Origin of the sequence: Alkalihalobacillus phoenicis (assembly GCF_047302405.1) — a bacterium.
GTDB lineage: Bacteria > Bacillota > Bacilli > Bacillales > Bacillaceae_D > Alkalihalobacillus.
The window spans coordinates 3226118-3238950 of the sequence record NZ_CP154853.1 but is presented as its reverse complement, the minus strand read 5'-3'; the positions used below and the strand labels follow the sequence as shown (position 1 = coordinate 3238950).

General features: G+C 37.5%; 12 protein-coding genes. 9 read left to right on the top strand and 3 right to left on the bottom strand.

Annotated features, from left to right (window positions below):
• Window positions 1-176: 176 nt before the first annotated feature.
• From AA0017_RS15290 to AA0017_RS15265, 6 genes are all read left to right on the top strand, one after another.
• On the top strand, window positions 177-1184 hold the full coding sequence (locus AA0017_RS15290; protein ID WP_413375791.1) for an LLM class flavin-dependent oxidoreductase: 1008 nt from the start codon (window positions 177-179) through the stop codon (window positions 1182-1184).
• Between the two features lie 430 nt (window positions 1185-1614).
• Window positions 1615-2943 carry an MATE family efflux transporter gene (locus AA0017_RS15285; RefSeq protein WP_413375789.1) on the top strand — a complete coding sequence of 443 codons (1329 nt, stop codon included), beginning with the start codon at window positions 1615-1617 and terminating at the stop codon, window positions 2941-2943.
• 278 nt (window positions 2944-3221) lie between these two features.
• Window positions 3222-4313, top strand: coding sequence for an NAD(P)-dependent alcohol dehydrogenase (locus AA0017_RS15280; protein WP_413375787.1), 1092 nt, complete (start codon window positions 3222-3224; stop codon window positions 4311-4313).
• Between the two features lie 294 nt (window positions 4314-4607).
• On the top strand, window positions 4608-5282 hold the full coding sequence (locus AA0017_RS15275) for an alpha/beta hydrolase (protein WP_413375785.1): 675 nt from the start codon (window positions 4608-4610) through the stop codon (window positions 5280-5282).
• A 122-nt stretch (window positions 5283-5404) separates the two neighbouring features.
• Window positions 5405-6277 carry a VOC family protein gene (locus tag AA0017_RS15270; protein ID WP_413375783.1) on the top strand — a complete coding sequence of 291 codons (873 nt, stop codon included), beginning with the start codon at window positions 5405-5407 and terminating at the stop codon, window positions 6275-6277.
• Between the two features lie 55 nt (window positions 6278-6332).
• Window positions 6333-6932 carry a cysteine hydrolase gene (locus tag AA0017_RS15265; protein ID WP_413375781.1) on the top strand — a complete coding sequence of 200 codons (600 nt, stop codon included), beginning with the start codon at window positions 6333-6335 and terminating at the stop codon, window positions 6930-6932.
• Window positions 6933-7047: 115 nt separating this feature from the next.
• Here the strand turns inward: AA0017_RS15265 and AA0017_RS15260 are convergent, their stop codons facing one another.
• From AA0017_RS15260 to AA0017_RS15250, 3 genes are read right to left on the bottom strand one after another with little or no spacing between them, the layout of a single operon-like run.
• Window positions 7048-9081, bottom strand: a complete 2034-nt coding sequence (locus AA0017_RS15260; RefSeq protein ID WP_413375779.1) for a TRAP transporter permease — start codon at window positions 9079-9081, stop codon at window positions 7048-7050.
• Window positions 9078-9587 carry a DUF1850 domain-containing protein gene (locus AA0017_RS15255; RefSeq protein WP_413375778.1) on the bottom strand — a complete coding sequence of 170 codons (510 nt, stop codon included), beginning with the start codon at window positions 9585-9587 and terminating at the stop codon, window positions 9078-9080. Before AA0017_RS15255 ends, AA0017_RS15260 begins: the two co-directional genes overlap by 4 nt.
• A complete protein-coding gene (locus AA0017_RS15250; RefSeq protein ID WP_413375776.1) occupies window positions 9541-10518 on the bottom strand; it encodes a TAXI family TRAP transporter solute-binding subunit in 978 nt (325 codons plus the stop codon). The genes AA0017_RS15255 and AA0017_RS15250 overlap by 47 nt, the downstream gene beginning before the upstream one ends.
• Window positions 10519-11424: 906 nt before the next feature.
• On the opposite strand from AA0017_RS15250, the gene AA0017_RS15245 reads away from it, so the two are divergent.
• The 3 genes from AA0017_RS15245 to AA0017_RS15235 all read left to right on the top strand — a co-directional run bounded on the left by AA0017_RS15245 (window position 11425) and on the right by AA0017_RS15235 (window position 12819).
• A complete protein-coding gene (locus tag AA0017_RS15245) occupies window positions 11425-12174 on the top strand; it encodes a DUF6904 family protein (RefSeq protein WP_413375774.1) in 750 nt (249 codons plus the stop codon).
• A 34-nt stretch (window positions 12175-12208) separates the two neighbouring features.
• Entirely contained in the window at window positions 12209-12382 is a 174-nt protein-coding gene (locus AA0017_RS15240) for a zinc-ribbon domain containing protein (protein WP_413375772.1), read from the top strand.
• A 131-nt stretch (window positions 12383-12513) separates the two neighbouring features.
• Window positions 12514-12819: a hypothetical protein gene (locus AA0017_RS15235; RefSeq protein ID WP_413375770.1), complete on the top strand. Its 306-nt coding sequence runs from the start codon at window positions 12514-12516 to the stop codon at window positions 12817-12819.
• Window positions 12820-12833 lie beyond the last annotated feature (14 nt).

Below are 12833 nucleotides of genomic sequence, written 5' to 3'. Positions count from 1 at the left end.
GAAGTGAAAAGGATTTTAGTTGGTGAAAGCTGTAAATTTGACAGTAATATAAAAAGCGTTCTATTATATCGTTAATTCTAGATGTATAGAAACGAATGAAATACTGAAGATTTCAAATGATAGAAGAAATAATTTAAAGTGAATGGGTAACGATATTGTAAAAGGGGAGAGTGACAGTGGTTTTACTAAATATACTAGATTACTCACCGATATTTGAAGGGGCTAATGCACGTGAAGCCTTACTTCATACAAGGAATTTAGCACAACTTGCAGATAACCTAGGTTACTACCGTTACTGGGTTGCAGAACATCATCATGTGTTTTCTGTTGCAGGAAGTACCCCGGAGATGCTGATGATGCAATTGGCTGCTTCTACAAATCAGATACGAATCGGTTCAGGTGGGGTCATGCTGCCACATTACAGTTCTTTAAAAGTCGCTGAAAATTTTCGCATGCTGGAGGCATTTTATCCAAACCGAATTGATTTGGGAATTGGCAGATCACCAAGCTATCCAATGGTTAATCGTGCTTTGAATGAATCGAGGGGCAAGCGAATCACATATGAGCAACAGGTGAAAGATTTATATAAATACTTAACAGATAACAAAGATGGAGAGCATCGTTTTAAAGAGCTAATGGCAACACCGGTTATCGACACAACTCCGCAAATATGGATACTTGGGAGAGGGGAGGGAAGTGCAAAGATTGCTGCTGAAAGTGGAGCGGCATATGCCTATGCTCATTTTGCCCCATCTTCTAGTTCAAATGGCCAGGAAATAGTAAGAGATTATCGAAGACATTTTAAGCCCACTTATTTATTAGAAAAACCAATGGTCATGATTGCGGTCTTCGCGATTATTGCAGAAACAAAAGATGAGGCAGAGAACATCGCTCAAGCTTTCGATTTGTGGTTGCTTTCTGTCGAATCCAACCAACAGCCCCGATATTTCCCTTCTATCGAGACAGCTAAAGCTCGTGGACGAAGTGCCATTGAGGATGAAAAAATCAGCCGAAATCGAAGACGTATTATTATTGGGGACTCAATACAGGTTAAAGCAGAAATCGAAAAATTGGCTGACATGTATCAAGCTGAAGAAATCACCATTATCCCCCAATTTAATGATGCCAATAATCGATTGAAAGGAATAAGCTTATTGGCAGAAGCGTTTGGATTAGGACGATAAGGGGCTGCGTTCTTAAGAGGATGGCTAGATAGTAGCGGCATGAATTCTATTGATTTAACTACGTCTACTTATAAAAGCATTTATATTAATAGTTAAAGAACGTTCATTTATTATTAAATTATTTGTACTCAAGTTTCGCAGCGCATGATTGACCCTTAACCGTTGATAGAGATTAACTTTAGGGCGATACAATACTCAATTTGACTTTACATGAACGGTTCAATCGTTGACAGTCTGAACACATCTCTTCGTAGGCTGTTGAAGGAAATTGTTCACTAAAATTAAGTGCTTCCCTTTCGCTCTGCCAGCTCGTTGAACGGGGTCTCTCGATGCGAAAGTTGAATTATTTAGTAGATTCGTCCTATAATTATTCTCCGGTGCTTTTGGGTTTAAAGTAGATTTAGATTAGTTTTTGAAAGGTGAGTTGTATGTGAAGGAAGATTTTACTCAAGGATCGATCTATCAGAAACTTTATCAGTTTTCATTGCCTATGCTATTAACGAATTTACTCCAGGTAGCGATGCAATTGATAGATAGTCTATGGGTCGGGAACTTGTTAGGAAGTACAGCTTTTGGTGCTGTTACGATTGGGATAACGGTTTTGACGGTCGTTTTAGCATTTATACTTGGGATGAATAATGCGACCTTAACGATTTTTGCACAATTAAGAGGGAAAAAAGATCTGGATGAAATAAAATCCTATTTGAGTACATTTGTCATTATCTTAATTGTACTATCATTGGCTGTTGGAAGCTTAGGATATATTTTAATAGAACCTATACTTATTCTCCTTAATACACCGACATCTATCATACCTATTACAAAAGTTTATTTGCAAATTAATTTTATTGGAACGATATTTTTAGTCGGGTATAATTTTATCGGAACAGTGTTACGGGCGTTTGGGGATAGTCGAACCCCACTTTATTTTGTTTTATTAGCAACCATACTAAATGCCATTTTGGTTCCGTTATTTATAGCTGGTTTTGGCATGGGGATTGAAGGGGCTGCCTACGCAACCGTGTTGGCACAAACGTTAGCATTTGTATATAGCTTATTCTATTTAGCTAGAAGATATAAAAATCAATCTTTCAACCTTCAGTTACCGAAATGGATTGAAATCAAAACCATTTTACAACTAGGTATTCCCTCAGGTATACAAATGATCGTCATTTATGCAGGTATGACTGTTATTTTATCCGTGGTGAATTCATTTGGAGAAGCGGCAGTAGCGGGATTTGGTGCGGCTCAACGTCTAGATAGTATTATATTATTACCAGCAATGGCTCTTGGGATGGCCGTAAATGCGATGGCAGCACAAAATATAGGGGCTAATAAATGGGAGCGCGTATTGCAAACGACAAAAGCAGGTGTTATTTATAATATAAGTATTATGCTCGTTATCGCTGTTATCTTATTCATATGGGCAGAACCTTTAGTCAAGCTATTTATCCAAGATGTGGATAGTGTTGCATTTGGGACATTATACTTGCAGACAATTGCTTTCTTTTATCCTTTCATAGGGTTGAATTTTATTTTAAATGGAGTTGTTCGAGGGGCAGGTGCAATGTTTCACGTATTGATTTTAAATATCATTTCCTTATGGATATTACGTGTCCCGTTCACCTATTTGGGTACTTCCTTATTTGGAGAAGTAGGGATTGCATTAGGTATGGGTACTAGCTTTTTTGTCAGTTGTCTATTTTCCATCGGTTATTATCAATGGGGAAGCTGGCGAAAAAAGAAGTTATTTGCTTAAACCATTAGATTAGGTCTACTAATAATAAGTGAGATTTGGATGGGGGGACGTATTTCCGAAAGGTGGCTTCATGATTCTTAGGTTTTAAAGGGGGAGGGTGATAACAATAAGGTGAAACATACATGAAGCTAAGAATGATACAAATGATAACGAGGAAAATTAATGTTGAAGAAAGCCCACTAGAAATAAAAGATGATGGTTATGTTACAGAACAAAAAAATTCGTAATAAAAGCTTATACTAAAAAATAGAGTACCGTTCAAAAAAGGAGATATTCAGATGAAAATCAAAGCAGCAATTGCACGAAATGTCGGCCAGGAATTAAAAATAGAAGATGTAGAGTTAATTGAACCAAGAGCCGATGAAGTATTAGTAAAAATTGTAGCTTCAGGAGTTTGCCATACTGATGCTGAATCAATAAAAGGAAATGGAGCTCCTTTTCCAGCTGTATTAGGTCATGAAGGGTCAGGTATTGTAGAAAAAGTTGGTTCTAGTGTTACGAATATACAAACTGGAGATCATGTAGTGCTTTCCTATTCCTATTGTGGTGAATGTTCACAATGTTTAGCAGGACACCAAAATTTATGTGAGCGAACGGTAGAACTTAATTTCGGTGGTAAGTCAAAGGATGGGACTATCCATCTTCATCAACATGGTCATGGACTTTCTACTTTCTTTGGTCAATCATCATTTGCAACCTATTCAGTTGCAAACAAAAACAATGTAGTAAAAGTGGATAAAGATGTTGATTTAGCACTATTAGGTCCATTAGGGTGTGGTATTCAAACGGGTAGTGGTACAGTTATGAATAGTTTACGTCCTGAGCCAGGCACATCTATTGCTATTTATGGTGGGGGTGCGGTTGGTTTAAGTGCTGTAATGGCGGCTCATATAATGGGTCTAAAAGATATTATTGTAGTTGATCTTCATCAAAATCGTTTAGAGCTGGCGAAAGAACTTGGTGCTACTCATGTATTAAACGGAAAAGAAGTCGATGTTGTTGAAGAAATTAAAAAAATCACGAACGGTGGCGTTCATTATGCAGTGGAAACAACTGGTGCACCTCCAGTAATCAAACAATCCATTCATGCTCTGCGCGTTTCAGGAACAGTAGCTATCGTTGGTATGGGTGGAGATGTTACGTTAAACTTTACGAATGATATATTAATGGAAGGTAAAAAGATTGTGGGTACGGTTCAAGGAGATTCCGTTCCGCAATTACATATTCCAAAATTAATTCAATATTATAAAGAAGGTAAATTCCCATTTGATAAATTAGTGAAATTCTACGACTTTGAAGATATCAACAAGGCTTTTGAAGAATCAAAAACCGGTGTGACCCTTAAACCGATCGTAAAAATTGCCCAATAATTATAAAAAAGAGTGCTTATATTAAAGAAGAGGATTCGACATAATGAATCTTCTTTTTTAGATAGGTGCCTGTCAAGATACGGGTAGTGCCAGTTATCAAGGTGACGAATAAGCATTGATATAACTAGGTAAATTGCCGAACCATACAGCTAATAAGTTTAATTTCACAATTAGCAAAGCAATAACATTGACAATCCACTTCGATATTTAGTATTTTATAAGAGAACAAAAATTCATATAAAGAAACTAAGGTCAGTTTTGTAAGCAATGTTATTTAATTGGGAGGCTCCGCTAATGAAAACTGATATGATTTACGAACTTCGCCAGCCAAGGAATATGATTCCTGGGGAAAAATATCCTGCATTGTTTGTTATGCATGGTATAGGAAGCAATGAACAAAATATGCTTACCCTTGTAAATGGTTTAGAGGATTCCTGCTTTATTTTCAGTGTAAGGGGGCATTTACCTCAAGGACCAGGATTTTCCTACTTTACAATCCAGGGCTATGGAAAACCAAATCGAGAGGTTTTCGATGAAGGAATCCAAAAATTAACTAATTTTATCGATTATGCATCATTAAAGTATGAAATAGACCTTGAGCAAGTATATTTGTTGGGCTTTAGCCAAGGAGCGATTGTAGCCATGACATTAGCCATGACCCTTGGAAATAAAATTAAAGGTGTAGTAGCACTTAGTGGATATATTCCTCAATTTGTAAAGGAAGAATACAAGTTAAAACTGGGTGAGCATTTATCAGTGTTTATCTCACACGGAGAATATGATCAAGTCCTTCCCTATGAGTGGGGGAAGGAAAATGTCGATTGTTTTACTAAGTTCGGGGTTCCTGTAACGTTTAAAACATATCCGGAAGGACACACAGTTTCTGAAAAAAACCTTCAAGATTTCAAATCGTGGATCTTGGCTGATTTACGAAATAATGAATCCAGATCAAAACCAAATGAGCTATAGATTTTCTTATCTCTGATTATGTACAAACTTAGAGGATGAATAGGTTATATTCAGCGCTCATAATATAATTTCTTATTTAGTAGCAGTTCATATCGTTACACTAAAATAAGGGAGGAACTAAAATGAATTTTCATCGCAAACCTACAACATTCGTAGGTCAAGTTAACCTAAAAGTATTAGACTTAGAACGTTCCTTAACATTTTATAAAGAAATCATTGGGTTTAAAATATTGGAACAAACAGAACGTACTGCAAAACTAACTGCGGATGGAAAGGGAGTTCTGTTGTCAATCGAACAACCTGTTGATGTGATACCGAAACAACAGCGTACTACTGGCTTATATCATTTTGCTTTATTATTGCCTAATCGTTCTGACTTAGGAAAAATCTTAAAACACTTTTTACAAATTAAATACCCGATCCAGGGGGCTGCCGATCATCTCGTAAGTGAAGCTATTTATTTAGCTGACCCTGATGGCAATGGAATCGAAGTCTATTCCGATCGTGCTCCGTCTAGATGGACTTGGGAGCATAACGAGGTCGTAATGCCATCAGAACCGTTGGATGCTGAAGAGCTTCTAGCTGAGGCACAAGGAGGTTCTTGGAACGGACTTCCTCGTAATACGCTAATGGGTCATATTCATTTACATGTATCCGATTTAGAAGAGAATCGAAAGTTTTATGTTGAGGGACTAGGATTTGAAGTCGTCAGCCGATATGGGAATCAGGCACTTTTCATTTCAGATGGTCGCTACCATCATCATATTGCTTTAAATATATGGAATGGTGTAGGTGCTCCTCTACCACCAGTTAATAGTGTTGGACTTGAATCATTTACTTTAATGTTTCCTAATGAAGAAAAGAGAAGTGAAATTATTGAACATTTGAAACGAATGGGCTTCATTGTCACCGAAGAAAATCGTTCTTTTATTACTTCAGACCCTTCTGGAAATAGAATCCATTTGAAGTGCGGGGACGGTTCTCATGCTTCCTGACAATGTATGTCCAATATTGAGAACAAGGTCCTGAGCAGAAAGGAAGACTAGACGAATGAAATTTGATGTTAATAAAACAGCTTTACTAATTGTTGACCTTCAAAATGATAACCTTTCAAAAGGAGGCAAGTTTGAAAATTCAGGAGCTGTAGAGCACGCCGAAAAACAAAATGTAGTTGAAAATATAAGATCTATTGTTGAAAAAGCAAGAGGACTAGGGATCCCTGTTTTCCATAATCATTTTGTAGTTGAAAAGGGTGCAAAAGGCATTGGAAATAGAGCTCCTATATTTAGAGCTATAGCCGAAACAGGAAGTATAGTTAGGGGAACTTGGGGAGCTGCACCAGTTGATGGAGTAGAGGTAAAAGAAGGCGATTTTGTAATAGAAAAGTCCCGTATGAGTTCGTTTAATGGTACACCATTGGATACATTATTAAGAGGGCTAGGAATTGAAACAATTATCGTTACAGGTGTTTGGACGAACATGGCTGTAGAGCATACTTGTAGAGATGGTGCTGATTATGGGTATAATGTTGTAATTGCAACGGATGGAACTTCAACCATAAATGAAGAGTGGCAAGAAGCAGCATTAAACTATGCAATGAACAATATAGCCACAAAAATGACTACAAAAGAAATAATAAACAATATGTAAGTGCGGGGACGGTTCTCGCGCTTCCTTAAAAAGCGTCAGAAGAAAAAAGGCTAGAAACGAGGATGGTTTATGATCTTCGTTTCTAGCCTTAACATATTTAACAGCTTTCTACTATTTAAATAGAGCTCTCAACTTTTACTGGTGGATCATTCTCTTTTTTAGCTTTCATGTAGTTGAATGCATAAATGACGATGATAATCCCTATCCCAATAAAGTTCGTCATCATTTCGGGAATAATGGCTAGGATGGAAGCGGCTCCAAGTATGATTCGATTGATGACACTTAAGTTAGCCTTAATATACCCTTCTACTGCTGCACTAATGGCGATAACGGCAATTGTCGAAGTTACTAAAACGAGCCCAATATCTGAAACAGATGCAAAGGCGAACTCTGTAGCGTTAGCCGGAAGTCCAGTCGTATCAATTAACAGCATAGCGTGATCATAGACAAATATGAATGGAACAAGGAACCCTGCTATAGACAATCTAAGTGAGATTATACTTGTTCGCATTGGGTCTCCTCCCGCCAGTCCAGATGCGGCAAAGGAAGCTAGGGCTACAGGTGGCGTAATATTGGCAAAGATCCCAAAGTAGAATACAAATAAATGTGCTACGAGAATCGGTACGTCAAACATCGCTAGAGCTGGAGCTGCCATTGTCGCTGTAATAATGTAAGCAGGGATTGAAGGCAAGCCCATTCCTAATACTATCGAAGCAAACATCGTTAAGATTAACGTTAAAATTAATGAACCTTGACCAAGACTTGTAATGGCTGAAGTTAAGGTAGCACCGAAACCTGTTAAGTTGACGACACCAATGACAACCCCAACAATTCCACAAGCAATAATGGTTGAGAGAGATTGTCTTGTTCCAGTCTCTAATGCTTTAATGATATCTTTTGGATACATTCTTGTATGTTTTCTCATCCAAGATACAACAATCGAGATTAAAATGGTATAGAAAGCAGCATATGAAACAGGTACGCCAGCAAAAAGCATCACGATTAAACTAATAAGTGGAATCATTAAATGCCAGCCTTGCTTCATTACTTTTTTCACTTCTGGAAGATCCGCTTTAGGTAATCCTCTTAAATTAGAACGACCTGCCCGGTAATGCACTTGCATAATACTCGTTATAAAGAAGAGAAAGGCTGGAATAATGGCAGAAAGTGCGATCGTTCCATAGGAAATCCCCGTTGTTTCCGCCATAATGAAGGCACTGGCTCCCATAATCGGTGGTAGTATCTGTCCACCAATGGAGGAACTGGCTTCAACCGCTCCTGAGAAGTTTTTATCGTACCCTATTTTTTTCATGAGTGGGATCGTAAAAGCACCTGTACTTACAACATTTCCAACAGCTGTACCGTTAACAGAACCCATAAAGGCACTTGAAAGAACAGCTACCTTTGCCGGCCCACCTTGCTTATGACCCGCTAAAGCAAGTGCTAAATCATTAAAGAATTTCCCCATTCCTGACTTTGCGAGGAATGCACCAAACAAAATGAAGAGGAAAATAAATTGTACGGAGGCACCAATCGCTGTTGAAAATAACCCTTCCGTTTTTGTAAAAAGTTGACCGAAAATATCAGCTAAATCAAAGGGTCTAGTTAGAAACATTCTTGGCAGCCATTCTTGATGACTAAAGAATGGGTACATTAGGAATAAAAAGGCTAGAATTGGCAAAATCCATCCGGTTACTCGGCGTGCTGCTTCAAAGACTAAAATCACCGTTAAAATGGCTACCAGTACATCAGTTGTACTAGCAATTCCACCACGCGTTGTCACAATATCTTGATACACATAATATAAGTAGACAAAAGAGCCAATGCTTAGCGTAAATAAAATCCAGTCATAGAAGGGCACTTTTGTACGGTCCTGCTTTTTAAAAGTCGGATAGAGTAAGAACACCAATGCCATCGCAAATGTTAAATGAAAACTACGTTGTAAGAGAGTTGGAAGTGGATTAAATGTAATATAAAAGTGAAATAGTGCATAACCAATTGTTAGTAACCCGAAAAACCATACAAGCCCTTTGTTGCTCCATTTCCGTGTATTTGATTCGGTATCATATTTTTCCAGTACCTTTTGAACCTGTTCATCTGGAATTTCAGCATCGGTAATGGCTGTCGGCTCTAGCTTTTCATTTTTCAAAGAAAATCCCCCCTTATAAATTTCCAAATTGGTATATCGCTTGTTTTAATGATGACCGATTCGTATTGATCGAAATATTCATATAAAGGTAGTTGGCGGTCACCGAAAAACAGGGTGGTTTGTACATGTTTAGAGATGGTTAGATTTAATTCTTCATAATCAATTTGCAGCTCAATGGTAATGAAGCCATCTTTGGTTGTTGTTTCGAGCCCCTGATACGGAGTTCCGGCCCCAAATGTTTTAAATCGAGTCTCTGTTAGGGTGATTTTTTTATGATCCCTCTGGTAATGTTCAAACCACTCCTCTTTTTCAATGGAATGGATCCATCCAAGTACAAACTGCTCCTCTTTAATAAAATAAGAAGAGTCTTCACCTACTATTTCTATAATAGGGAGGCGATAAAAAAGAAGAAGAGGGAGCGCAAAGAGGAAGGCACTCCCAATCCAAATGATCGTTTTTTTACTGTTCATTAAAGTATTTTTCAGCACCAGGGTGTAATGGTGCAATAAGACCCTCTTGAGCGTGTTCGATCGAAATTTCAGAAGCGGCTTGGTGAGAGTTCACTAATGTATCCAGGCTTTCAAAGAATTCCTTTGTGAGCTTATAAACATCATCTTCACTTAAGTCGCTACGTACGACAAGTGCATTTGGAACGGCAGCAGTTGGAATCGCTTCAGCGTTAGCATATGTTCCAGCCGGAATTTCGAGTGGCATGAAGTATGGATGCTCGTCTACAATAGCGTCAACATGTTCTGGAAGCACTTTTACAATATTAATATCTAACGTCTCAGATAATTCCAAGACAGAAGCATTTGGTAGACCACTAGTTAAGAAAGCTGCGTCGATTCGCCCTGCATTCAATCCATCAGATGCCTCAGCATAACCAAGATAATCGACTTGTAAATCATCATACGTAATCCCATTTCCATTTAATAAGGCTCGGGCATTTAGTTCTACTCCAGATCCTTGATCACCAACAGCAATTCGTTTTCCTTTTAAATCTTCAAGAGTTTCAATTCCAGCATCGGTTCGTGCTACAATTTGAACTACATTTGGGTAAAGGTTCGCAATCTGTGAAATCCCTTCAATTGGCTCTGAGAAACTTGCTTCCCCGTTTAAAGCTTGACTTAATGCGTCACTCATAACAAAAGCCATTTCTACTTTATCATCGGCCATTAAGTTTAAATTCTCAGCAGAAGCTCCTGTTGTTTGTGTGCGTGAATTGACATTAAATGTGGAGGAATATTTGTCCGCAAGCGTTGTACCAATAATGTTATATGGACCCGAAGCCCCACCTGTCGCAATGGTCACAATATTTGCCTCTAACCCATCTACATCTCCGCTTGCGTCATCATTTGATCCAGAATCACCGCCACAAGCCGCAAGAATGAGAACTAGTAGACCAATAATAGGTAACATAAACCTTTTCTTTCTCATAGAAAGTCCTCCTTTTTATCATTTTCCATTTTGTTAAGCGTTTTCATTATATTTCTCGAGTAATATTTTGTCAATTGCATTTATTTATATTATTCAGATTTTTAGGTGGTTCAATGAAGCTTTTTGATACGTGCTGTTAATCATTCATGTGGACTCTTAAGACGCTCTAGCCAAGAGGGACAAGCCATTTTCCATCGTTTCTGGTTAATGAGCGAATTATTCAATAATTTCTCACCTGTTTTTTACTCATTTTGTTCAATATAGACAAGTTAGAATTATACCGTTCAATCAGAAAGAAGTGATTCTGTTTGTTTTGGATTTAATGCAATGGAATGTTCAAAGATACAAGTGGCTAGATCCGCTCTTTCACCTATGTAATAGAGATTTCCTAAACGGTTCCAAATGAATGAATCCTCTTTGGAGTCCGTTTCCTTGAAATGATTGGTGAAATTCCAGAACGAGAAGTGGATAAAAAAACACCTCAACTCTAGCCAATGTGGCGGAGAAGGGTTGATTTTTTTAATCGCTATCAGCTCTAGCGAATGTGGCAGAAAATATTACGATTATTCGTATCATTAACTTAACTTAATATCCGTTGTTTAGTGCATCAATACCCTTTACAATAAAAGAGATTACAATAAAGGTGTTAATTAAATGAAATATGTACGGGTGTTGAAATATTTGTCGATTCAAGTGATGAGTATGAAAAATTGGGATTATATAAGAAGTCAATCAAGTGTAAAATAGATTAAAACGACTAAAAAAGGAACTCTAGATTGTTATAAGTGTCTGTTACTCCTGGAATATAACGAAAATGCATCCTACTAGAGAGGGTCCTTTTCTTCATATTCTAACAACATTCGGGTAATGACAGGCATGCATTCTAAAATAAAAGAGGGATGTAAAATGATTCAAGTGAAAAGTACACCCAATTATACAGGAGTTACGATAAGTGGGGATTTTTACGATTTGGAGGCCCTTTATGATTCACTTCATGAAATTGTAGGTGATGATTGGGAGTGGGAAAATTATGAGGGAGCAAGATTAAGGGTACTTGGTGTTTGTTATGATATTCGTCATGCGTTATTGGGGCATCGTGAAGTTATGTTTGTTGAAAATGGACTTGATCAGGATAAAAAGAAAAATTTGTCAATAGTTGCAAACGACAAGAATATCTATTTAACATTTAATGTTTTATGGCCAGAAGTCTTGTTTGTTTTAATGGCTTTAAATGATTTTATAAGAGTTAATGCAAAAAAACAAGCTAAAGGCAATTATAATGTCTTTAATGATTACCGAAATATTTGGGAGTTTTCTATTATAACAGTTCGAAACTTTCAGGCGGCTATTGCAAACTGTATTAAAGAAACAATCCCAAAAACATCAATTAGTCGAGTGTTCAAACTAATGAATCATGACTATTCTTGGTCTGATCATTATGCAACACAATACCTTGATGAATTAAATTGTAAATTCATTGACATGGATGTGGAGAAGCGACAAAAAAACATTACTCTTATGGCAAAGAGACTAGCAGAGAAAGGTCGAGAGTATCAAGCAGTAAAATCAGCTGTGTTAGAGGCGGCAAGAGAATATAATTGCCACATGACAGACATAAGGGCAGCAACAGAATACCCAGAAATAATAGAATGGTAAAAAATACCTGTAAAAGTATGGGGACATGATTTAGATGAGGAGGGCATACTTAGCGGGTTTAGCACCACATGACCTACTTTTAAAATGTTGGGAATGTGGAAATCGATTTATTTTTACAGCAGGAGAGCAGCAGTTTTTTAAGAGAAAAGGCTTTTCCTATCCGAAAAGATGTAAAAAGTGTCGTAATGAATATGATGATGTGATATAGATGCTTGTCCCCTGAAATATGATGAGAAAGCATTCTCGTTAGGAGGATACTTTTTGTCATATTCTAACAAGTTTCGGGTGATGACAGGCACTTAAGCATTTGATACTATTAGTGAAGGAGGTGAAAGGGTAATGGAAGAACGTTTTAATAAGATTGAGGACATGTTATCACAATTAATTCACATGGTAGGTACGATGAAGGCTGAACAAGAAGAAATGAAAAGCGAAATAACAGGAATAAAAGCAGACTTAGGCACAGTGAAAAGAGAACAGGGAGAGCTAAAAGATACCGTAAATATTTTGAAACGTGATAATGAGCATGCGCATAAGGAAATGGCAGAAACTCTAAAGTCTTTAGAGAGCGACCAGGATTTCATATGGAAAAAAGCTGTAAAGAATGAACGTGATATTGCAAGGTATGTAAAGCCGCAAAACTAGGGAAGGGTTTACTA

Coding starts and splice junctions, on each gene's coding strand:
- AA0017_RS15240 (WP_413375772.1), top strand. CDS start 12,209: ATGAGGAGGGCATACTTAGCGGGTTTAGCACCACATGACCTACTTTTA.
- AA0017_RS15275 (WP_413375785.1), top strand. CDS start 4,608: ATGAAAACTGATATGATTTACGAACTTCGCCAGCCAAGGAATATGATT.
- AA0017_RS15250 (WP_413375776.1), bottom strand. CDS start 10,518: ATGAGAAAGAAAAGGTTTATGTTACCTATTATTGGTCTACTAGTTCTC.
- AA0017_RS15270 (WP_413375783.1), top strand. CDS start 5,405: ATGAATTTTCATCGCAAACCTACAACATTCGTAGGTCAAGTTAACCTA.
- AA0017_RS15235 (WP_413375770.1), top strand. CDS start 12,514: ATGGAAGAACGTTTTAATAAGATTGAGGACATGTTATCACAATTAATT.
- AA0017_RS15265 (WP_413375781.1), top strand. CDS start 6,333: ATGAAATTTGATGTTAATAAAACAGCTTTACTAATTGTTGACCTTCAA.
- AA0017_RS15245 (WP_413375774.1), top strand. CDS start 11,425: ATGATTCAAGTGAAAAGTACACCCAATTATACAGGAGTTACGATAAGT.
- AA0017_RS15280 (WP_413375787.1), top strand. CDS start 3,222: ATGAAAATCAAAGCAGCAATTGCACGAAATGTCGGCCAGGAATTAAAA.